15 protein-coding genes and 1 tRNA gene are annotated in these 21,610 nt (G+C 62.4%); 11 read left to right on the forward strand and 5 right to left on the reverse strand.

Annotation, left to right across the window (positions count from 1 at the left end):
- The first annotated feature begins 151 nt into the window (after positions 1 to 151).
- From SGJ19_18250 to SGJ19_18265, 4 genes are all read left to right on the forward strand, one after another.
- Positions 152 to 901: a hypothetical protein gene (locus SGJ19_18250; GenBank protein MDZ4782193.1), complete on the forward strand. Its 750-nt coding sequence runs from the start codon at positions 152 to 154 to the stop codon at positions 899 to 901.
- Positions 902 to 938: 37 nt separating this feature from the next.
- The gene (locus SGJ19_18255; GenBank protein MDZ4782194.1) at positions 939 to 1,193 is read left to right on the forward strand and encodes a hypothetical protein; all 255 of its coding nucleotides are present in this window, start codon (positions 939 to 941) and stop codon (positions 1,191 to 1,193) included.
- Positions 1,194 to 1,371: 178 nt separating this feature from the next.
- A complete protein-coding gene (locus SGJ19_18260; protein ID MDZ4782195.1) occupies positions 1,372 to 1,929 on the forward strand; it encodes a Clp protease N-terminal domain-containing protein in 558 nt (185 codons plus the stop codon).
- A gap of 462 nt (positions 1,930 to 2,391) precedes the next feature.
- Positions 2,392 to 3,435, forward strand: coding sequence for an alpha/beta hydrolase (locus SGJ19_18265; protein ID MDZ4782196.1), 1,044 nt, complete (start codon positions 2,392 to 2,394; stop codon positions 3,433 to 3,435).
- A gap of 102 nt (positions 3,436 to 3,537) precedes the next feature.
- Here SGJ19_18265 and SGJ19_18270 read toward each other — a convergent pair whose 3' ends face one another.
- Positions 3,538 to 5,439 (reverse strand): cyclic nucleotide-binding and patatin-like phospholipase domain-containing protein, encoded by a 1,902-nt coding sequence (locus SGJ19_18270; GenBank protein MDZ4782197.1) that lies wholly within the window; start codon positions 5,437 to 5,439, stop codon positions 3,538 to 3,540.
- Between the two features lie 406 nt (positions 5,440 to 5,845).
- Between SGJ19_18270 and SGJ19_18275 the strand changes: the two genes are divergently transcribed.
- Positions 5,846 to 6,865, forward strand: coding sequence for a ferrochelatase (locus SGJ19_18275; GenBank protein ID MDZ4782198.1), 1,020 nt, complete (start codon positions 5,846 to 5,848; stop codon positions 6,863 to 6,865).
- Positions 6,866 to 7,117: 252 nt separating this feature from the next.
- Here the strand turns inward: SGJ19_18275 and SGJ19_18280 are convergent, their stop codons facing one another.
- Together SGJ19_18280 and SGJ19_18285 are read right to left on the reverse strand one after the other, a co-directional pair.
- Entirely contained in the window at positions 7,118 to 12,640 is a 5,523-nt protein-coding gene (locus SGJ19_18280) for a hypothetical protein (protein ID MDZ4782199.1), read from the reverse strand.
- 163 nt (positions 12,641 to 12,803) lie between these two features.
- The gene (locus tag SGJ19_18285) at positions 12,804 to 14,069 is read right to left on the reverse strand and encodes a PQQ-binding-like beta-propeller repeat protein (GenBank protein MDZ4782200.1); all 1,266 of its coding nucleotides are present in this window, start codon (positions 14,067 to 14,069) and stop codon (positions 12,804 to 12,806) included.
- 373 nt (positions 14,070 to 14,442) lie between these two features.
- Between SGJ19_18285 and SGJ19_18290 the strand changes: the two genes are divergently transcribed.
- Positions 14,443 to 15,267, forward strand: a complete 825-nt coding sequence (locus SGJ19_18290) for a PEP-CTERM sorting domain-containing protein (protein ID MDZ4782201.1) — start codon at positions 14,443 to 14,445, stop codon at positions 15,265 to 15,267.
- 224 nt (positions 15,268 to 15,491) lie between these two features.
- On the opposite strand, the gene SGJ19_18295 is transcribed toward SGJ19_18290, so the two are convergent.
- Positions 15,492 to 15,563 (reverse strand) — tRNA-Glu (locus tag SGJ19_18295).
- A gap of 272 nt (positions 15,564 to 15,835) precedes the next feature.
- The gene (gene csrA, locus SGJ19_18300) at positions 15,836 to 16,072 is read right to left on the reverse strand and encodes a carbon storage regulator CsrA (protein MDZ4782202.1); all 237 of its coding nucleotides are present in this window, start codon (positions 16,070 to 16,072) and stop codon (positions 15,836 to 15,838) included.
- 817 nt (positions 16,073 to 16,889) lie between these two features.
- Here csrA and SGJ19_18305 point away from each other — a divergent pair.
- From SGJ19_18305 to SGJ19_18325, 5 genes are all read left to right on the forward strand, one after another.
- Entirely contained in the window at positions 16,890 to 17,441 is a 552-nt protein-coding gene (locus SGJ19_18305; GenBank protein MDZ4782203.1) for a 4Fe-4S binding protein, read from the forward strand.
- A 17-nt stretch (positions 17,442 to 17,458) separates the two neighbouring features.
- Positions 17,459 to 17,896 carry a DUF2203 domain-containing protein gene (locus SGJ19_18310; GenBank protein MDZ4782204.1) on the forward strand — a complete coding sequence of 146 codons (438 nt, stop codon included), beginning with the start codon at positions 17,459 to 17,461 and terminating at the stop codon, positions 17,894 to 17,896.
- A gap of 310 nt (positions 17,897 to 18,206) precedes the next feature.
- Positions 18,207 to 18,686: a pentapeptide repeat-containing protein gene (locus SGJ19_18315; protein ID MDZ4782205.1), complete on the forward strand. Its 480-nt coding sequence runs from the start codon at positions 18,207 to 18,209 to the stop codon at positions 18,684 to 18,686.
- A gap of 1 nt (position 18,687) precedes the next feature.
- Positions 18,688 to 19,899 (forward strand): L-2-hydroxyglutarate oxidase, encoded by a 1,212-nt coding sequence (gene lhgO, locus SGJ19_18320; protein MDZ4782206.1) that lies wholly within the window; start codon positions 18,688 to 18,690, stop codon positions 19,897 to 19,899.
- 344 nt (positions 19,900 to 20,243) lie between these two features.
- Positions 20,244 to 21,584, forward strand: coding sequence for a hypothetical protein (locus tag SGJ19_18325; GenBank protein ID MDZ4782207.1), 1,341 nt, complete (start codon positions 20,244 to 20,246; stop codon positions 21,582 to 21,584).
- The last annotated feature ends 26 nt before the right edge of the window (positions 21,585 to 21,610 follow it).

A 21,610-nucleotide genomic window follows, 5' to 3' on the forward strand; every position in this document is an offset into this window, starting at 1 on the left:
CCCGATTACTCTTTGACAAATTGCCGTGATCGGTCACTGTTGCGCCCGCGGCTGTAGAATCACAAGTTCTGTCGCGGGAGGCTTTGAGAGTGCAATGGCCCAGTTCCGACTCGTCACAGATATCGCCGCACCGATCGACGTTTGCTTCGACTTGGCGCGCGACATCGACTTCCACACCCGCTCGTTAGAGGGCACCGGCGAGCGTGCAGTCGCCGGCCGGACGACGGGGCTGATCGGACCGGGAGAATCGGTTACCTGGGAGGCTCGTCACCTGGGCATCCGGCAGCGGCTGACCGTCGAGGTGTCGACCTTCGACCGCCCCTGCTACTTCCGGGACGTGATGATGGCCGGGGCGTTCCAGTCATTTGCGCACGACCACCGGTTCAGCCATCCGGCGCAGATTCGATTTGATGGGCCGCGGGATTTCACATTCTCCACGCCGTGCCCGAGCAAAGTCGAGGAGAACAACATCGTTTATGGCCGGCTCTATCAGTCTGCGGAACGCCGGCCGGAACGACCGGTGATCGTTCTACTGGATGGCGGTTTCGCCATCGGTTACCATTCCGCGTTTCCATTGCTTGCCCGCCGGTTCAATCGGGCAGGATTCGATGTAGCCGCATTGGTCGCTCCTTACAATCTTCAACGCCGTCCGCGCCGGCCCATGGAAGAGAATTGTTTGGAGTTTGCGCGGGAGATTGCACAGAATGTCGCCGAGATTCGCGCGCTGATCGGCTGGCTGCTTGATGAAGGTTGCCCAGCCGTGGGGCTTCTGGGTTTTTCGTTTGGGGGGATGGCTTGCGGGTTTGACTGCGTGCAGCGATACACGCATCGCTGGTGCCGTGCTGACTGTGCCCCGTGTGCGCATGAAATGCTCCCAACCGGTCGTCTGGCGGAGGCTTAGGGAAGCGCTCGAGGCTCTAAGGCCGGCACAGGAAGCAATGGATACGACCCGGTTAAACCTGATTCTATCCACGCCCGTCATCCCGAAAGAAAATATCCTGTTGATTGAAGGCATCCATGAGTTGTTCGGGGAGAGGCAATGGATGGAGGAACTCTGGCAAAAGTGGGAACAACCTGAATTCTGGCGATTGCCTCACGGTCACGTTAGTACGCTGTTCATGCCAGGCTTGACAGGGCGCCTGCTTCGCTGGCTGGCGCCGCGGTTGGAGGCCGGTCGAAAAAACAACGACTGATTACACCATGGACGAGCAACTAAATCAGATTGTGTGGAAGCGTTTTCGCGGTGCCGGTGGCGCCTTCGTCGGTCACATCGACGGTGGTGTGTAGTACCTCCAGGTAGATGAAGCTACCAAGAAGCGCCCTCCTTACATATAATGTCAGCCGAATGCTTGGTTCACTAACGAGGACACTGTGACCGACCTACAAAGGAGCGGGGCCGAACGCGATTATGTTCGAGAGGCGGAATCGCTGCTTCGGGGATCGCCGCCGAAGCTCTCTGCGCCGACTGCGTCCCTGCTCGACCATGCTCAGGCTGAAGCACGCGCGAGAGATGACAACCACGTCGGGACCGAACACCTGATGCTTGGACTGTATGCGTTGGGTGAATCCACGGCTCGACGCGTACTGGAATCGCTCGGTATCAACCGGCAAGTCTTCGCCGAGCAACTAGAGCCTGAAGAAGGGACGAGTCCAAGTGGTCAAATCCCACTGACTCCGCGCGCTCATATGATCATGGGCCTTGCTGGAATTGAAGCAGCGGGCACTCCTTCAGGGCTGGTGGAACCAGAACACGTCTTACTCGGAGTCATCAGGGAATCGGAAAAGTGGGAGGCGGCTGCTTACCTCGGACCGCACCATCTTCGCGCCGCTGCCGTTGCCGCCGGTGCAAAGCTTGTTGATGTCGAGCACAATTTGATTCGGGAGATGAAACGGACACAAGATAGTTCTGCATACGATTCCCGTGAATAACCCTCGCGCTTCCTTGCCAGCGAAACGGCCGAATGTAGAGGACATTGGTTTCTCATTTGCGACCGAACGTCGAGCCGTCCTGAGTCAAGAATAGCCGGGCCAGCAACATGCGTTGGTCACATCGCCCGAAGTACCCCAAGAACGCGTAGCGTCGGCGTCTCGAGCCAAGTCAGGTTGATCGCAGTCGCTGCCCGCCAGGGCACACCGCGCCCCCATCGATATATTTGCTGATAGTCCATCAACAGGTGCCGTGCGCCTTTTGCCAGTTCGACAAAGGGTCAATCAACTGCGTTTTCGCATGGCAAGGCTACATTACAGGCTGGGTCTACGATGAAGCTCACGTGGAAGCCCTGGTTCAGCAGCGTCCTTCGCTGGTCCCTGCTCATTGACGCACTGGTTGCGGCAGCGTTTTCCCTCCTGACCGTTGTCATGACACCCGTTTGGATACATTGGGTTGTCGGAATGGTGGTCCCGGAAATCGGGTTATGGCTGGCGCTGCTTACGCTCTTGATTGGCGCGTCCGCCTGGCTTTTCCAGAGCGGGCACGTCTATCAAACCAGCATGACACTCGTTTTATGTAGCATTGCGATCGCGCTCTTCCTCAAACCCACAGCCCAAGCTTCCTTGCTGGGAAAGCCGCTTCGAGCGCAATTGACGGAAGCCTTCGGGCCGGCGGACGTTCACCGAGCACCGTTCTCACTTCGTGCTGCCATCTTTGAAAGCGCTCCCGAGCCGGCGCCGCTCGAAGCATTTGAGTATACAAAAGGCCTAAAGCTCGATTTCTACCGGGCGATTGGGCGAACCCGTGCGCCGTGCGTCGTCGTCATTCATGGCGGCAGTTGGGTCGGTGGGAATCGAATGGACTATGGAACGCGACGCGAGTTAAACGATTGGCTCGCTCGCCAGGGCTACGCAGTCGCGTCGATCGATTACCGGCTCTGCCCTGAGCACAAGTGGCCGGCTCAGCGTGAGGATCTGCTGGCAGCCATCGAGTTTCTGCGATCCCATGCGACGGAATTGGGAATTGATGAGGAGCAGTTTGTCCTGCTCGGTCGATCGGCGGGCGGGCAGATGGCGACAGCCACGGCGTATTGGAAGCACGATCCCACGATTCGCGGCGTCATTGCCATCTATCCGCCCACCGACTTTCGTCGCACGTGGGAAGTTGCGATGCAACCCGGGAACATCGATCATCGCCTGAACTTGGAATGGTTTTTGGGCGGCAATCCGGAAAGCGCGAGCGCTGCGTTTGACAGCGCTAGCGGTGCGCTCCATGTCAATGCCGACGCTCCACCGACGTTGATTCTACAGGGCGAGTTGGACGTCAACGTCTTCCACGAGCAGAGCGAGCTCTTAGCAAACAGACTTTCCGACGCCCGCGTACCTCATGCGCTGGTCTCGCTTCCTTGGGCCGCGCACGGTTTCGATCTGATCGCCTTCAACAGCCCAGGCGGACAGATCACGACCTACTCGGTGACTTGGTTCCTGGAAGCAGTAACGCACTAACTAACCCAGCTTCACTCCATAAGCAGCCAAATATCTACGCCAGCCACCCACGCTTTCAAGCAACCCGTTGATCGGGCTAGTGAGCGCCTTTCAGCTGTCCCGCTACCCAGCCGAGAACGCCGCCAGCAACTCCTTGAGTTGCGGGATCGCGCGTTCCGCCGCGATTTCCCCGACGTCGGCCAAGGCCCGGGCGCGGCCGAAGTCGGACCAATCGAACGACGCGGTATCCGGCATGATCAGCAGGTCGGCGGCCTGCGTACGTAATGCCGTGATGCCGTAGTCCTGCACTTCGTTGACGCGCAGGTAAGTTGCGAATGCACCGGGCTGCCGCATCTTCGAAGTTGCCGCGTGCGGCGTGTTCCGGCCGAACTTTTGTTCCAGTTGCGAAACGACGTCTACGGCGACGATCAAATCCGCTCCGCGATCCATCAGCACGTCGACCGGCAAGTTGTTGAGCACGCCGCCGTCGATCAAGGCCATGCCGTCGCGCAGAATCGGTCGGCTGACCAGCGGCAGGTTGATGCTCTCCAGCACCGCGGCCACGGCGTCGCCGGAATCGCGCACCACTTCCCGCCCACTAATCAGGTCGACGGCGGTCGTCAGCAGCGGGATGCGCAACTGTTTGAGCGAGGTCTCCCCGACATACGGCCGCAACATGCGCTCCCAAGCGCCGGTGCGGAATTTGGCAATCAGATACCAGGCATGCCCCCATGGCAGCGTCCGCCACCAACGCGACGGCGTGAGCATCATGGTGAATTCATCGAGCGACTCTTGCGGTGACCAACCCGCGGCGTAGGCGAGTCCCATCAAGGCGCCGCTGCTGGTGCCGGCCACAAGGTCGAAAAAGATATTCTCCTTTTCCAACGCTCGCAGCACGCCGAGATGCGCCATCCCCCGCGCACCACCTCCGCCCAGCGCCAGGCCGACCCGCACGCCTTCCAGATGCCGCACCAGGTGCGCGATGGATTGGCGCTGATAGTAGTCCGGCTTCCGCACGTCGTCCGCAAGAATGATGCGAAAATCCCGCTCGGCGATGCCCAAGGCCTCGCATTCATGCGGAGGCAGCGGATCTCGATTGCGCACGAACCAGACCAACCGAGTTCGTGCGGCCAGATGGGGCCCGAGTGAAAGCAACTCTTGCAGACGCTGCCGTGCGGCCGGCCATTCCGCCGGTTCGACGAGCCACCAGATTTCCTCGCAGACGGTGAGCCGCACCGCCAGTTCTCGCGGCGACAGCGTTTGCGGCCAGGCGGCCAACACGCGTTGCTGCGCGGCAATTGCTTTGTCAATGCGTTCCGCGGTTCGCGTGGCGCTCGGCACGCGGGCGTCGGGATCACGCGGCAGCGTCTCGACCGAGAGCTGCGCTCCAGCCGCTAGCAATTGCGAGGTTTCCGCCAGAGCCAGCACGTCCTGGCCGCAGGCGGCCAAGGCCTCGGCCAATGGGGCTAACAGGCGTTCCGTCGAGGGATTCGAATGGACCAGTCCGACGACCGCCGGACGATGACGGCGCTTCTGCCGGCTCGTTTCCCAGTGCAGCCGGAAGCCCAGGGCACGGCTCAGATTCGCCGCGAAACCTGGCACTTGCTTGAGCAGGTTATCGAAGCCGTCGCGCTCTAAGACCAGCAATTCGCTTTCCAGCACCGCGGCTGCCGTGGCCGAACGGGGCCGCTCGATCAGCAGCGACATCTCGCCGAAATGGTCGCCTGGTCCGAGGTAATCGAGCAGTTGGAACTCGTGGCTGCCGCGCTCGACCGAAATCTTAATTCGGCCGCGGACCACAACGTACATCTCGTTGCCCGGTTCCCCCTGCCGGCAAATGAGTTCGCCGGCCGGGACGTGGATCACGCGGAGCGCGGCGCCGATCTGCCGTAGGTCCGAGTCCGGCAGCCCGCCGCAGAGACGGCTTTGGGACAACGCGGCCCAGTGCGCTGGCCCCAGCGTCGGCGCAGCGGCCAGCGGCCGTCGAAAGGGAGACAGTACGGTATCAGGGGATTCTGAATTCATGCCGTGCAAAGGGTTCCGGCGACGCGCCGCTTCGCGAATGTTATCCGCCGGCGCGGCCTACGAGGGCAATACCCTCGTTGTACGACACAACTTTTCCGGGCATCCGGAGGTAACCACGAAAGTCACGAAAGGCACGAACGTCTTGTAGAGTATGGGATTGCGCTGGAAGTGCCAACTGGATGTCGGCTCGACGGTTTGCCGTGGAATGGCAACTTAAGCCCTGGCTAATTTCGCAAACTTTCGTGCCTTTCGTGCTTTTCGTGGTTCCTTCCGAGATGTGTAGAACAACGAGGGCCCCCCCGGGCTTGCCCGTCCGGCGAGCTTGTCAGCGGCGGCGCGGCCTCCAATAATCCGCCAGTCGGCCCGCCTCGCGCTCCCGCCCGCTTGAACCACGAAAGCCAGCCCTGTGAGCTTACCGTACGACGCCTTGCTGCTCGTCTCTTTCGGCGGTCCGGAGAAAATGGACGACGTGCTGCCATTTCTGGAAAACGTCCTGCGCGGTAAGCCGGTGCCGCGCGAGCGGATGCTGGAAGTCGCGCATCATTACGAACAATTCCAGGGCGTCAGTCCCTTGAACGCGCAGAATCGCGAGCTGATCGCGGCGCTCCAGCAGCGTTTTGCCCAGGACGGTCCCGAGTTGCCGATTTACTTCGGCAACCGGAACTGGCATCCGCTGCTGGCGGACACGTTGCGACGCATGGCCGATGACGGCGTGCGCCAAGCGCTGGCCTTTGTCACGTCGGCGTACAGCTCTTACTCCGGCTGCCGGCAATACCGGGAAAACATCGCGGCGGCCCAGGCCGAGGTCGGCGAGTCCGCGCCAGCGATCGACAAGATTCGGGTGTTCTACAACCACCCGCTGTTTATTGAAGCCGTAGCGGATCGAATCTCTGTCGCGATGTCGCCGTTGCCGGAAGATCGCCGAGCGAAGGCGGCGCTGGTGTTCACCGCGCACAGCATTCCCATGGCGATGGCCAGCAATTGCCGCTACGTCGAGCAACTGACGGAGACGTGCCGGCTTACAGTCGAACGATTAGGACACGAGCGCTGGCACTTGGTTTACCAAAGCCGCAGCGGGCCGCCTTCGCAACCGTGGCTGGAACCGGATGTTTGCGATCACTTGCGGGCGCTCGCCGAACAAGGCGTGCGGGACGTGGTGATGTCGCCCGTCGGTTTCCTCTCCGATCACATGGAAATCCTCTTCGACCTCGACACCGAAGCCCGCGAGCTGTGCGAAACGCTCCAGGTGAACCTGATCCGCGCCGCGACCGTGGGGACACATCCGAAGTACGTGGAGATGATCCGCGAACTGATCTTAGAACGATTGAGTAACTCGCCAACCCGCCGCGCAATCGGCGAGTTCCCAGCCAACCACGACGTCTGCCCCGAAGATTGCTGCCTCTCCGGCAGACCGGCCAAACTGTAGCCGAGGTCGGTGACCCCGGTCAATGGACGCGGCGATGGCGTATCCGTGCATCTCACGGAAGACTTTGAACCACGAAAGGCACGAAAAACACGAACGATTCAAGACCTGATACTGAAAGAAGACGCACGAAGCGCGGATTGATTGAACGAATCCTTTCGTGTTTTTCGTGCCTTTCGTGGTTCAAGATAGCCGAGTCCAACGCGCCGAGGTCACCGACGTCGGCTACAGAAAGTCGCAGCAAAATCACGACAATCAGCGCAATTCGAGTTGCAGCGGCCGCACCGCCGTGGGGGCGGGCTCTACGGTAACTTCCGCTTCCGCGCGGCGTGTTTTGTTGCGGACGACGCCTTCCGCGGTGAGCTTGTATTTGCCGGGCGGAACGCGATCGAAGAGGAACGAGCCTTGATCGTCGGTGGCGACCGGCGCGATAGGCTCCAGTGGAGTTGCACCTACCGGGATCAGCGGCGCGGCGGGATCCGGCGGAAGGGCCTCCAGGCGAACCATCACGCCGCCAAAGCCGGAGCGGCCGTACTGCACCGCTCCGGAGACGCGATTCGTTGCGCGGCGCAACTCGGCCGCAATCGTCTCCGGCGAGAGGAGTCGCACCGAGGCGCTCGAGTCCACTTCGCTCACGTTGCCGACCTTATCCGTGGCGCGCACCAGCACATGATACGTGCCTGTGCCGATCGGGGCTGTGTCTAACTGAGCCTTCCAACGACGATCGGCGCCGAGGATCGCGGGCGTCGGCGGCGGGTTGCCTTCGAACCCGGCGGCGCCGAGCAGATCAATCGTCATTTCCACGCTCTCCACGCCGGCCAAGTCGCCGTCGAGCGCCAGGCAAGTCACCTCGACCGGGCTGCCGATCGCGGCGACGCCAGCCGGCTTCACGCGGACGCGTTCGATACGCGGCGCGGCGCCATCAAGAATGATTTCGCGCGGCTCGCTCCACGCGGCGCGATCGCCCCAGAGAATGCGCCCCATCACGCCGACGCGATTGTTGATCAAGCCGGGCGGCGTCAGGGCCAATTCGAAATCAGTGACCCGAGGATGCACGACGACTTGTCCGGTGGGCGCCAATTGCAGCAATTGATTCCGCACCTGGCGATCACCGCTGATGCGCGTCGTGGATTCACCACGGAACTCGCGATCCCGGTCGGTGTCGAACCCGAGTTCAATCTGCGTCGCATCGTCGTCCTCCGCGCCGCGTGGCACATCGATTTCCGCCAGGACGTTGATCGCGCTCGCCGGCGCATGGAACGCGGCGTCGGTGGCCGGCGCTTTCACACGGATGGCGAGCACGTCATCCACGGGCGCGAGATCGCTCCCCGATTCCTGACACGGCACGCGGAACAAGAACGCCCGCGGGTAGCCGTCGACGCTAATCGCCAGTGTGACCACGCGCGCCGGATCGAGCGGAGCTTCGATCCAAAGTTGGGCGCGATAGTCCGGTGCGCGCAACTCGTCCGACAGTCGCGCTTGCGTGCCCGTCGGCAGTGGTTCCAGCGTTTCGCAGGCCACGCGGACCGGCTGTTCCGGCATGCCGGCGGCTTCCTGGGCGGTCACGGTGATTTCGATGCGTTCGTCGATGCCGTTGTAGCGCACGCGCGGGCGCACGAAGCGCCGCGGCCGCTGCGGCGATGATTGAATCCAATGCAGCGACACGCGGCCATCGGACGCGTCAGTGATCGAAAGCAGCAGCCCATTGTCAAATCGCGGCGGCGGGGGCGGTGGCTGGTCCGCCGGCGGCGCAGGAGCTGCCGGATCCGGCGCAGGAAACGGCAACGGCGTCGAGACGCCGCCGCTCGGCAGGGCGATCTTGTCGACGGACTTGAGAAGCTCGAGCGGGCCCAGTCGGTCGCGTAGTTCAGTGGCTTCCGCGGCGCTCAGACTTCCTTGCGGCGCACTGCCCGACCAAGGGCGCGTCAGCGCGAACAGTTCCGCTTTGACCTCTTTGGTCGATTCACCGCTATTGGCGAGCGACCATTGATAGGCGTTGTCGCGATTGGGGAACGACGTCAGCAGCCAGCCGTCGGGTTGGCGCGTCGCCGTGCCCGGCACGCCGTCGATGGCCAACTCGACCGTATCACTGGAAGGCAGATTCAAACTCATCGCATGACGGGCGACCGAATCGCGCGTGAGCGCGCGGGCAATCACGCGGGCCGGCTGCGCAGCGCGCGACAGCGACCGCGCTTGCAATCGCAAGGCAATCTCCTGGCCCGGGTTAATCCGCAAGGACGGCGTGCCTGCCATCAACTGCGCGTCGCGCTCTGCAGTCGCGCCGATCACGTCGTGTTCCGTGTTCCATATATATTGGCCGCTTGGTTCAATCGCGACGGTCTCGGGATCGAACTTCAACGACAGCCAAACATCGGCCGGCGACGCACCCAGGTTGCGGAGCGTCAACGCGAGCGATTGATTCGGCTCGATGCTCAGGTCGATCGTGTCGTCCCCGTCAAGCACGAGCGTGGACGGTTTTGCAGACTCGGAATCGCTGTCGCCGAAAATGGCCGCCGCCTGCAGCTGGTAATCGGCCGCAATGCTGTTCCAGCGTTCCGCGTCGCCGCTGAAGGCCTGGCCAGCGGCCCGCGTGGCTCGATCAGCATGCCAGGCAATGAGTGATTGCCACTCCGCGGCGTCGATCAGGGCGCACACGGCGACGTCACCGCTCTGCCGCGCATCACGCGGGTCGAGGATGCGCAACGCCCGCTCGACGCGCCGCAGCGCGATCAGGCGTTCCGCCCGCGTGGAGGGTTCCGCGAGCTGCTGATTGGCCTGCGCCGCGTCGGCGATCCGGCGTGGGAGAGCGCCGTGAAAAACCGACAAGGCCGTTTGATACGCGTCGAGTTGCCGCTCGAACGCCGTCACGGTTTCGCGTTCGAGCGGAGAGACGATCGCCGCGGCGCTCTGCAATTCCATGAACGCGGTGTTGACGTTCGCTTTGTCCTGGCGTCCGTCGACTTGATCCAGCGTTGAGAGCCGCGTCAGCGCCCAATGTAGCTGCGCGGCGTTGACCGCGCGGTAAGCGTCGGCGACCGGGTCGTAGAGTGGTGGATTGTAGTCCGTCGCGCGGACCGGCTTTAAATCGGAAATCAACCGTCCTTCCAATCTCGAAGCGATCGACAGCAAACGCATCCGTGACTCGGCCGAGGGCAACGGCGTGAACAGGATCGCGGCGATGCGCGCCGGCTCGCCCAATTGCGGCGGCGGCGACGTCAATTCCGCCAACGGATCCGCGGAGATGGGTTCCTCTAACTTCGCTCGCAACTCGCCGAGCTTTAAAGTCACGTCGCGTAGATCTTCGATCCGCGCGGGGTCGGGCGTGATGAGCAATTCCGAGAGTTGCTCAAGCTGTTCGCAAAGCGAGATAAACAATTCATGCGATGGCGGAGCGACTCTGCCTCGGTTCGGAATCGATGCTTGCAGCCGCAGGTATTCCGGCGCTCTCGCGAGTAATTCGCGTTCTAGCTGACGCGCGTGGCCGACGAGTTCGATGTGCGTAGCAATGATCTGATAGCGCGCCAACGATTGTTCCAGCAGTCGTTGCGCGCGTGTCGCGTGATCCGCGCCGATCGCGTCGAGCAACTCGCGCTCGCCTTCCCAGCGCAGTGAATCCGCGGCGTCGAATTCCGCCGCGACCCAGGGCGTTAGCCAAGGAGCGGCAGCGGCGAGTGTTTCCGCGATCCGCTCGGTTTGCCACGCGAGCCGGCCCGCCGTCCAGTTGATCGATTGCACATTGCCGAACGTGCTCGCGCCGCGCACTTCGCTGTATTGCTGCGCGGCCGAAGGAACGGTCGTCCAGGCAGAACGAAAGCCTGCCTGATCCGTCGCCGCTTGATCCATCGACTGCATCACACTCGCGAGCGCCGGGTCAGCCGCGCGACCTGATCGGGTCTCCATGAGCTTGGCCATCGCCGCCGAGTGCGCGCCTTGCATACGTGCTGCGGTCGAGGGACGAAATCGCAACATCTGTGTCGGGCCGGTCGCCGCCGGGCCGATCGTCGCGTCTGTAATCGCTGCCAGCAAGCGCCGCTGGCCCGCGATCATCCGGTTCAGCCCGCCGGTGATTCGTCGGCTATCACCGACTCGTCCGGCGCGATATTGCAATTCGTAGTCGAGCAGCGCCCGCTCCATTTCACGCCAGGCGTGCGGCGCGTAGTCGGCAGGCCGGAGTTCCGGCGGCAGTGCTGCTAGTGCATCGCGCAATCGCCAGGCTTCGGCGAAGAGCTTGGGCAAGGCAGTTCGAGCTGCGGCCGCATTGCCGGAAGCGGTCGGGGTTCCCGCCGGTGCTTCGGTTGTCGCGGTAGGCGCTGGTGTTGCCGGTGCGGCAGGGGAAGCGGCGCTTTCGTTGGCGACGGCCGGCGCTGTTGCTTCCGGCGCAGTCGCCTTGGCCGCCGCTTTCTGCGTTTGCGCTTCGACGGCTTGATCGGCGGCCACGCGACTGGCTTCGCGACTCGCTTCCCGAGCGCCGGATTCAGCCTGTGAACGGAGTTGGCCGGCGCTGCGCACATTGCGGAAATCAAGACGCTTCAACGAACTGGCGGCCGCGTCCTTGGCGGCAGCGGCTGCGGTACCGCTCGTCGGAGTCGCCGTGCCGTTGGCGCGCTTTGCTTCGTTGTCCGAGTTCAAGGCGAGATACCAGGCTTCGCCCCGCGACGTGGCGCGCGCGCGCTGCACCTGTTCCGCCAGCGTCGGCATGGCTTCGGACGCGTAGTCCGGCGACACCGGCGCGAGAACTACGTCAGCAGCAGCTTTTTCGAAGGCGGCGGCATTTTCGAGCTTCAACGCAGCTGCTTTCGCGGCGTCCGCGACTTTATCGAGCTTAGTCTCCCCATCTTCCACGCCTTCGCCGCCCCACGCCAACAGCGGATGCTGTTGCTCAGTTCCGGAGCTGACGTATTGCACCCAATCGGAAACGCTCGCCGACACGTAGCGATGCAACTCGAGGAGGGTTACTCGTTGATCGTCGTCGGCGTCCGCCGCGCCGGTCAGTCCCCATTGCAGCGCCGAGCCGAAGACCGATCGCTCGATCGCCGACGAAACGTGCGATTGCTCGCCCACGCCATTCGCCACCAGCAGCCACAACGATTCATCGCCGCTTGCCTGGATTTCCGCGGCGAACCGCGCGGCGAAGTCATTCCAGACGTAGCCCATCCGCGGGTCGTCCGGGATGCGACCGATGTCCAGGATCAGGATCTTCTTGCCCGCGCGGCAGGCGCGGAGTTGCTTCACCAAGTCCGCGGCGGAAACCCGGCCTGCCTTGGGATTGGCCGGGTCGAAATTGCGGCAAGCGAGGTACGCATCGCTGCCGTCGATCAGGCCATGCGCGCTAACAACAAGTACCACCTGATCGCGGGCGTCGTCGATGATGCCGTTGAGCCGCGCGCCGAGCGTCTGAAACTTCGCGGGCTCCGCGAGGCTGTCCCAGATGTACGGCTCGGTTTGCTCGCTTCCTTCCGTGAAGAGACTGCCGTGTTCCGCCAGGCCGGCGATGTCTTCGGCCACAAAAGCAATTGGCTCGGCGCGCAAGACGCGATAGTCGCCCCCGGACAAACAAACGAATTGCACCCGAGGGTGCCGCAACGGCGCCCACACCAGCCAGGCGAACCAGGCCAAGAGCGCCAGGCCGCAACAGGGAATCAATACGCGCCGCACATTGCGCCCAGTAAGCAGCGCCCAGGCGCCGGACGCTGGCGGATTCCAACCGTGCCGCACGATGCGCGCCGTTTCGGCGGGCGTCTCCGCGACGGGCTGCTCGGCGGTTGTTTCTTCGGACATGGGAACACTCGTCGCCGCGGGGAGAAACCGCCCCGTGCCATGGACTTAGGGCGCGGCGCGGCGGCCAGCATCCTAGCCCGAATGGTTCCTCAGCGACAACGCCGATTCGCGCGTTCGCTCGTCCCAGTCTCGCGGAATTGCCATCCTTAGTCGGGCCAATGCGCTATTGCGGCGCGTCAATCCGATAGAGGTGCGTATTGGTCCGGAGAAACAGCGACTTTTCGAGCGCGGCCGGCGAAGCCATGCTGCCGGCGTCGAGCTTGTTCTTGGCGAGCTCCGTGTACTTCTTGCCGGGCGCCAGCACCGTGGTCTCCCCTTCCTTGTTCGAGAAGTAGATCCGTCCGCCCGCAAAGATAGGCGAGCTGGAAAAGGTGCCTTCCCAGCGTTTGATCCACACCTCGTCGCCTGTCGCGGCGTCGACGCAACTCGCCACGCCGGCGTCGTGTACCAGGTAGATCAGCCCGTCGACCAGCAACGGCGAAGGTTGCGAACCCACGTTCTTGGACCGCTTCCAGACCACGTGGCTTGCGGTGACGTCGCCGGCGCCGTCAGGACGCACTGCCCACAGATCGCCCTTGGAAAAGCCGGTGCTGAGGTACAGCAAATTCCCGTCAAAGAGCGGCCGTGCCGCAACGGAGTGATTCTCCCATTGGACTTTCCAAAGCACCTCTCCGGTACGCGGGTCGTAAGCCAGCGCCCCGTTCGCGCACGGACTGATCAATTGCAGTCGCCCGTTGGCCTCAATCACCTGCGGCGTGGCGTAGGCCTTACGGTAATCCCCGTCGGTGGAGAGGTACTCGATCTCGCGGTCCTTCTTCCAGACGCTGGCGCCGGTAGCCTTGTCCAACGCCACGATGTACTGGTAGTCGTGGCCGTCGAAGTGGATGAACACCAGGTCTTCGAACAGGATCGGCGAAGAGCCTGGTCCGCGCCAGTGATTGCAGGGCAAGTCGCGCCGCTCCCAAATCACATGGCCGTCCGCCGTATCGAGGCAAGCCGTGCCATAGCTGCCGTAATGGACGTAGATTCGGCCCTCCTCGATCGCGGGCGTCGGCGACGCAAAACTGTTATACGACCGGGTATCCTCTGGCTTTTCGTTGTGAAACAGGCGGAGGTCATGCACGATTCGACCATCTTTACGGTCCACACAGACGGCAAAATTGTCCTTGCCGTCCTCCGTCGCGGTCGTAACCCAAACCTGGTCATTCCAAACGACCGGCGACGACCAGCCGCTGCCGTGAATGGGGGTCTTCCAGACGATGTTTTGCTGCTCGCTCCAGGTGACAGGCGGATCAGCCGAGGCCGCTGCGTGCCCTTGGCCTGTCGGACCACGAAATTCCGTCCATTGATGTTGCGCCGTGGCCTGGCCTGCCAGGAGCAGCGACACCCACCAGGCGATCGCTGTGGAAATCGACGAAAATCGGGTCATAGCGTGGGAATTCGCACGAAGCTGCATGGGGAAAACTTCGATTCTACCGCGTACGCATCGCGACACGAGCCTTTTGCTGCCTTGTTTCGGCCCATAAATCCGGTCAAGGACACTGGAAATGCGCAGCGAGACTGTTGAAATGCGAGGATTGGGTAAATCTTGACCGATGTCCAGCAAATTTCCTTGGATTGTTAGTCGATTCGACTATATTCGGAAGAACAGAAATAGCTCGTTCTGGGGTGCCATGCCGGCTGCCCCGCCTCTGGATGGACCTTCGTGGCCAGCAGCGAGCAATTGGGGCCGTGGCACGAAGTGATCGGCGACCCACACGAAACCATTGTTGCCACCTTGTTTGACCTCGTTGGGAGTCACCATGAAGTTCACAGTTCGTGCCTTGGCTTTGGCCTTGGCGATCACGTTCGGCCTGATGAGCACGGCCCGAGCCGACATCTTGTTTTCCGAGGACTTTGAAAGCGTCACGCTCGAACCGGCCGTCAATGAGGCGATTCCGGCCACCACGCTCGGCTGGACCGACACTCCGCCCGTAGGCTGGACCGTCGATGACAGCGGGGTTCCGGGGGCGCTCTCCGGCGACGACGCACGCGACGGCCGCACCGAGTGGGCCGGCTGGTCCTTCGCGAGCAAGACCTTCTGGACGACCGCGGACACGCAGCAGCGCGAGACGTTCGCCCTGGGTGAAGGCGTCGTCGCGATCGCTGATCCCGACGAATGGGACGATCAGGCCCACGACGCGGGACTTTTCAACGCTTTCATGACCAGCCGCACGTTCAGCATCGCGAACACGGCGGCCGGAACGTTGAACCTTTCGTTCGCCTCAAGCTGGCGCGACGAATGCTGTGACGACGGCGACTTGACGAACAACCAGACGGCGCTGGTCTACGCGTCCTATGACGGTGGCGCGGACGTGGAAGTGCTGCACTGGAGCTCGGACGCGAACGACGGCGCCCTGTTCCACAATGACAATCCGAACGAAGCAGTGAGCCTGGCGCTCAATCCGCCGGCAGGAACTCAGACCATGAGCCTCAAGTTCGGTTTGACGGAAGCTGCCAACGATTGGTGGTGGGCCGTCGATAATGTCAAGGTCGAAGGCCGAGTCGTGCCGGAACCGTCGACGTTCGTCTTGGGCGGCGTCGCTTTGATTGGCTTGTTCGGCATTGCGCGCCGTCGCCGTGCTTAATTGAAAACTGGCGCAAATCGTCGATCCTACGACGACGAGCGAGGAGTACAAGCGGCCGTTGCTGGGCAGATTGTCCGGCAGCGGCCGCTTTCTTTTGGGGCGTGCGGACCGACGCGCAGCGACTGGCAAGTCAAGGCGGCTCGACGGGCTCTGCGATCGCTGTCGCAAGACAGCCCCTTGCCGGATCAAGATAGCGAGAATCGCTATCCGGCAAATAAGGAAAGTGACCCCAACGGGAATCGAACCCGTGTTGCCGGCGTGAAAGGCCGGTGTCCTAACCGCTAGACGATAGGGCCAATCGAACGGCGGCTGACCTCGTGGAGGACACTCGCGCGATCGAACAAATTGGTGTATAGGGGGCGTCGCGAACGGCGTCAAGTGCCACGCGGAATGACGCTCGGCGCGGCTCCGCGGCAATTGTGGAAGAAGTCTCTTACCACTAGTTGACGAAGGTCGCATCGAGACGTAACAATGCGACCGCTGAACCGGGAATGCGATTGCCAATCAAGCTGCACCGAGTACCGAACTGAATCAGTCTCATGCCGGCCAGTGACGGGAAATCGAACGGTCAGCTCGAAGCGCCGCTTTCGGACGCATCGGGGTTCACAGCGCCTTCGGCGCCGTGTTCGTTGGCGAGGTTTTCGTTGCGCCGGATCGCGTCGTACACCTCACGGCGATGTACGGGCACTTCCTTGGGCGCTTCGACTCCCAGTCGCACTTTGTCGCCGCGAATTTCAACAACGACAATCGTGATGTCGTTGTTGATGACAATGCTCTCGTTTTTCTTGCGAGACAGAACCAACATCGCCGATCCCTTTGCTTTCTGCCGAGGGGCTTCCATGTGACGCGGTGTCTCACCGCCGGGCATCTCCCGAAGGAAAGCTCCGCCCAAGCAGCCTAGGACACGCATCAAGGCGTCTCTGGCGCGCCTGTTTGCCGATGCGCGCAAGTTTTTCCTCATTTCACTCTACGTGGTTGCGACGTGTAGTCAAGCGAACGACACGTCTGGCGACTGCTTTTTCCACGAATTTTTTCTCGAATTGGCACGGAATTCGTTTGATTAAGCCGTTGGCGATCGGCCACCGAAGGCGCAGCCAATTCAATATTCGCCGCCTTGGAACGCGCAAGTGCCTATCTAGTAACGTGTTGCGTCCTTGGGATCGCGGCAAAGTCAAAAGGACTGCACTAGGGACGGCAGATCCGCGTCTTAGGTTCGCCGTCTAAATGTCGTGAAACTCAGTCAACTGGGCGGATGAATCGACGGGACGGTCACTCCGCGTGAGCAATGGCTCAAGTTGAACGTCCGCCGCTCGCCCTGGCGTGGCGCTTTTGCCGGCGCGATCGTTCGTCGATCTGGCGATGGGGTCTCACGTCGCAGCCGTACCCGAGCAATCAAACGGATGCGGACTAACTGGCATAAACAGCACGCTGTCGACTCCGCGCCGCGCACGCTTGAGGTTCTTCTGCGAACTTCTATAATTCACCGCGTCGATCATGGTCATTGCGAGTGTAGACTTGTAATGAGCGCGGTATCTCTCTTGTCCGGCCATTGATTTCGTTCGCGCAATTGCACGATCGACGCGATAACTCGATGGCCGCGGCGCTGGAAATTGGTTGCGTACATGAGCTTGTTGCAGCAATTGCGTCGCATTCCCTGGTTTGGCGATATCGTCGACGCCGTCGCCACGGTTAGCCAAGGCATGGCCATCACGCTGCGCAATTGGGTGCTGACCTACGATCCCAAACGCCGCACGTTTACCGAACACTTCGAATATCCCGAACTGCCGGTGCCGGTCGCGCCCCGCTATCGCGGATTTCATCGCTACGACCTCACGACCTGCATCGCCTGCGATCAGTGCGCGAAGGCCTGCCCGGTGGATTGCATCTACATCGGCAAAGAAAAGGTCGTTGGCGGCAAGGGTTTCAAGGTCACCGGATTCACGATCGACTACACGAAGTGCATGTTTTGTGCGCTGTGCGTCGAGCCTTGCCCGGTGGATTGCATCTTCATGGGCGCGACGCACGACTTGAGTTGCTACAGCCGCGATGGCTGCATCGTCGATTTCGCGCGGTTGCCGGTGGAAGTAGGTTGGGGGCGCGCGACGCTCAATCCCACGGCGGTCTCGGCGTCGAAAGTCATCGCCGAGCCGGTACACGGCGGACCGAATCAATAACCCCTGATTGGGACATCATGACCAGCGAAACGCCCTCGGTTCGACGCGTCTTCACCACGGCGGAAGCGAATGCCGCGCTGCCGTTGGTGCGTGCCATCGTCTCCGATCTGGCGCAACTTTCCCGCGACGTGATCGAACGGCGTGAACGCTTCGAGCAGCTCAAACAACGTCGCGCGTCGCGCGGGCACGACGTCTACGACCAAGAGTTGGCGCAGGTGGAAGAGGAATTGCAGCGCGACGCCGAGCAGCTCCAGGAATATGTCAACGAACTGCTGGAGCTCGGCGTGGAGCCCAAGAGCGGGCCCGAAGGGCTGGTTGATTTCCCTTGCCAGATGGACGGCCGTCTCGTGTACCTGTGTTGGAAGCTCGGCGAGCCGGAAGTTTCCCATTGGCATGAGCTCGACGCCGGATTCCGCGGCCGTCAGCCGCTCAGCGTCGGCGTCGCCGGCACTTGAGCCGCCAATTCGACGGGCGTTTTTCGCAAACCCCGCCGGTGGCAATCGCGTATTCAACGCATTGAGCCGTACCACGGTTGGGCGGAAGAGTATTTGTAGGAGGCGTCTCCCGACGCCGAAGGAGCTGATTCATTTTGTGAATCACCGTCAGAACCTGCGATCCATGTCCGGTCCATCGACGTCGGGAGACGCCTCCTACAACGTTTCGATTCGGCCTACATTTCGGGGCGTAGACTGCGATAGGGTTGCCATTGGCGGGCTATATTAGGGTGCTCGGAAATTCGTCCGTGGCGAGCGACCAGGGAACCGCGTGATTCAGATTAAGCACAAAACGACGGGCGAGGTCCTGCACGAAGTTGCCGCGCGCAACTTGGAAGGCGCGCGGATGAATGGCATGTTGCTACGCGGCGCGGCGTTCAATAAGTCGGTGCTGAATCGCGCGCAATTTATCGGCGCCGATTTGGAAGGCGCGGATTTTGCCAGATCGTCGTTGGCGAGCGCCGATTTTTCCGATGCGAACCTGCTTCGCACGGTATTCCTCGGTGCGTCGTTAATGCGCGCCAAACTCGTGAAGGCCGATCTCGGCAGCGCGAATCTTCGCAACGCGAGCCTGTTTCAGGCGGATTTAAGCGGAGCGAACCTGGAAGGCGCCCAGCTACATGGCGCGGACTTCGATCAGGCGGACTTAACCGACGCGGAACTGGGCGGCGCTGTATACGATGCGCGGACACGTTGGCCGCAGGGCTTGGATCCGCTCGCCCGAGGCGCCATCTTGGCGAATGAAGGCTGAGATGGCAACCTCCGAGTGCGACGTGGCGGTGATCGGCGGCGGTATCGTGGGGCTCGCGACTGCCAAGGCGCTGGTCGAGGCCGGCTGCCGGCGGTTAATCGTGCTCGAAGCGGAAGGCGAGCTCGCCGCGCACCAAACCGGCAACAACAGCGGCGTGATCCATTCCGGGCTGTACTACAAGCCGGGATCGCTCAAAGCCCGCAACTGCGCCGCCGGTCGGGAGTGGATGTATCAGTTCTGCGCCGAGCATGGCCTGCCGCACGAGCGCTGCGGCAAGATCGTCATCGCCTGCGATCCCACGGAGTTGCCGGCGCTCGATGAATTGGAACGACGCGGGCGCGCGAATGGCCTCAGCGGCATGCGACGCATCACGCCGGACGCAGCGCGCGAATTGGAGCCGCATGTCGCGTGCATCGCCGCCTTGCATGTCCCGGAGACTGGCATCGCAAACTATCGCGCCGTGTCGCGCAAGTACGCCGAACTCGTCGAACAGGGCGGCGCGAGCGTCCAGACTTCGCGGCGCGTAATCGGCTTTCGTCGCCTGGCCGACGGCATCACGCTCGAAACGACGACGAATCCCGTGCAATGCCGGAACGTCGTCAATTGTGGCGGATTGTGGTCCGATCGCGTGGCGCGGTTGTGCGGCGTCGATCCCGGATTACAGATCATTCCATTTCGCGGCGAATACTACGAACTGCGACCGGAGCGGCATGCGCTCGTGAAGAATCTGATCTATCCGGTGCCGGACCCCCGGTTCCCGTTCCTCGGCGTGCATTTCACACGGATGGTCGGCGGCGGCGTGGAGTGCGGGCCGAACGCGGTCCTCGCGCTGGCGCGCGCCGGCTACTCTTGGCGGCGCATCGCGCCGCGCGATCTGCTGCAACTCGGCACGTACTCCGGCTTCTGGCGCATGGCCGCCAAATACTGGCGCATGGGCTGCGGCGAAATGCACCGCTCGCTATCGAAGTCCGCGTTTCTGCGCGGATTGCAGCGTTTGATACCGGAAATTCAGGCCGCGGACATCGTCCCGGCCGGTGCAGGCGTGCGAGCGCAAGCCGTCGAGCCGAGCGGCGCCCTGGTCGACGATTTCCGCATCATCGAAGCGGAACACCAAATCCACGTCCTCAACGCCCCCAGCCCCGCCGCCACGGCATCGCTCAGCATTGGCAAGCACATCGCGGACCTGGCGATGAAGAATTTTCGCTTGGCGTGATTCGCCGTGCAGTTCCTTGTTGTGGCACGGTCTCCCACTCAAGTTGTGGCACGGTCTCCCGACCGTGACATCGGCCCGACCGTAGGTCTCCGTCTCTGTGCGAGGAGACCTTCGGTCAAGTGCGTAGCACGGTCGGGAGACCGTGCCACATCGCTAGTTCCTTACTGCCTTCCCTGAACCGCCTGAATTCACTCACTGGCCTCCGTTAAGCTCCCCGTGATCGGCAATGTTTGCCTAATTGTTCAAGCCGGACTTTTCGGCAGGTCGATAGCTTGTGCGGTCCGATGAAGCGCGACGCCACGGCTGGTTTCGCGCACTTTCACAGCTCCCCTAGGCAACCGTACATGAACCGACGTCGCCGGTTGGCCGCCGTCGCCTTGCTGCTCATCGCGAGCTGCTATGGCTGCGCCGCGCCTCGACCGGCGCCGCCCGCCGCCCCGGCGCCGCCTGCGACCGCCCAAGCCGGCGCGACCACCGTCGTCGCCGTCGCCGGGCCCGCGGCGCCTTGCTGCAAGATGACGCTCTGGGAATTCCTCGGCGTGAAGCGGGCGTTCGAAGTGGTCGGCGGACTTTTAGATCGAATTCGCAACCGCCTCGGTGCACGATTCCCTGGCCTCGAAGCCAAGCCGGAAGTGCTGGCCATTACCGATCCGGCCAACATGGAGTCCGACAACCCGGCGGTGAAAAGCGCCGCCGAAACGAAGGCCGAGGAAGACGCGGCCGAACAGAAGATCAAAGCGCTGCGATTCCTCGGCGAAATGGGCTGCGCCGGATGTTATCCAGGCATCGAGGAAGCGCTCCTCGCCGGACTCGACGACTGCACCGAGGAAGTGCGCTTCGAGGCGGTGAAGGCCTTACGCGGGACCACCGGCAGTGCCTGCAAACGTTGTAAGAAAGAAGCGTGCTGCAGCCCGGCCGTCATCGCCAAGCTCCGCAAGATTGCCAACGACATCGAACCGAGCGGCTGTTACGTCGAACCTTCCGCGCGGGTCCGTCGCTACGCCCGATTGGCCATGGCCGGATGCGGCGATCAGCCTGCCGCTCCGCCCGTCACCGCGCCGACGGAAGGTCCGCCAGCCCCGGCCCCGCTGGAAGCTGCCTTGGCGCCCAAAGAGGCAGTCCGAGCCAATGGACAACTGGCGGTAGCCGTCGTGGATGATTCAAAGGCAACCACTTTTGCATCAGCAGTCGCCGTTGCGCCGGCCACCGGGCAGGTTTTGGCGAAGGTCGACGGACAGGCGATCTACGAGAGCCAGGTGTTGCCGAAGGTCGACGAACACGTGCAACTGGTCAGCTACGTGCTGGCCCCGCCGCAACAGGCCGAACTCCGACGCACGCTGCTGGAACGGGAGTTGAATTCGGCCATCGTGGCCCATTGGACGGCGACGCAACACGCGACGGGTTCGCACTCAGGCTGTTGCGATCCGCCCGCCGCCCCGGGACAGCCTGCCCAATTGCGCGTGAACGAGCTGGTAACGCAACCGGAGATGGCGCGATATCATCAGGCGCACGCGGCGCGGTTCGCACACGTGCCGCCCGCGGAGATTGCCGCGACGATTCGCGAGGAAATCATCCAGATGCGCCGCGCCGCGGCGGAACGCCAGCGCGTCGAGGCCCTGCGCAGGGCCGGCCGTGTTTGGACCGTGTTCGATCAGCAAGGCCCGGCACATGCCCGATCGCATTAACGGCGGCGCGACCGCCGACAGCAAAA

The organism is Planctomycetia bacterium (assembly GCA_034440135.1).
Classification (GTDB): Bacteria; Planctomycetota; Planctomycetia; order Pirellulales; family JALHLM01; genus JALHLM01.

Bases quoted from the DNA above. Each gene is read 5' to 3' on its own strand.
- SGJ19_18270 (MDZ4782197.1), bottom strand. From the start codon at position 5,439: ATGAATTCAGAATCCCCTGATACCGTACTGTCTCCCTTTCGACGGCCG.
- csrA (MDZ4782202.1), bottom strand. From the start codon at position 16,072: ATGTTGGTTCTGTCTCGCAAGAAAAACGAGAGCATTGTCATCAACAAC.
- lhgO (MDZ4782206.1), top strand. From the start codon at position 18,688: ATGGCAACCTCCGAGTGCGACGTGGCGGTGATCGGCGGCGGTATCGTG.
- SGJ19_18290 (MDZ4782201.1), top strand. From the start codon at position 14,443: ATGAAGTTCACAGTTCGTGCCTTGGCTTTGGCCTTGGCGATCACGTTC.
- SGJ19_18265 (MDZ4782196.1), top strand. From the start codon at position 2,392: ATGGTGGTCCCGGAAATCGGGTTATGGCTGGCGCTGCTTACGCTCTTG.
- SGJ19_18285 (MDZ4782200.1), bottom strand. From the start codon at position 14,069: ATGACCCGATTTTCGTCGATTTCCACAGCGATCGCCTGGTGGGTGTCG.
- SGJ19_18310 (MDZ4782204.1), top strand. From the start codon at position 17,459: ATGACCAGCGAAACGCCCTCGGTTCGACGCGTCTTCACCACGGCGGAA.
- SGJ19_18280 (MDZ4782199.1), bottom strand. From the start codon at position 12,640: ATGTCCGAAGAAACAACCGCCGAGCAGCCCGTCGCGGAGACGCCCGCC.
- SGJ19_18255 (MDZ4782194.1), top strand. From the start codon at position 939: ATGGATACGACCCGGTTAAACCTGATTCTATCCACGCCCGTCATCCCG.
- SGJ19_18325 (MDZ4782207.1), top strand. From the start codon at position 20,244: ATGAACCGACGTCGCCGGTTGGCCGCCGTCGCCTTGCTGCTCATCGCG.
- SGJ19_18305 (MDZ4782203.1), top strand. From the start codon at position 16,890: ATGAGCTTGTTGCAGCAATTGCGTCGCATTCCCTGGTTTGGCGATATC.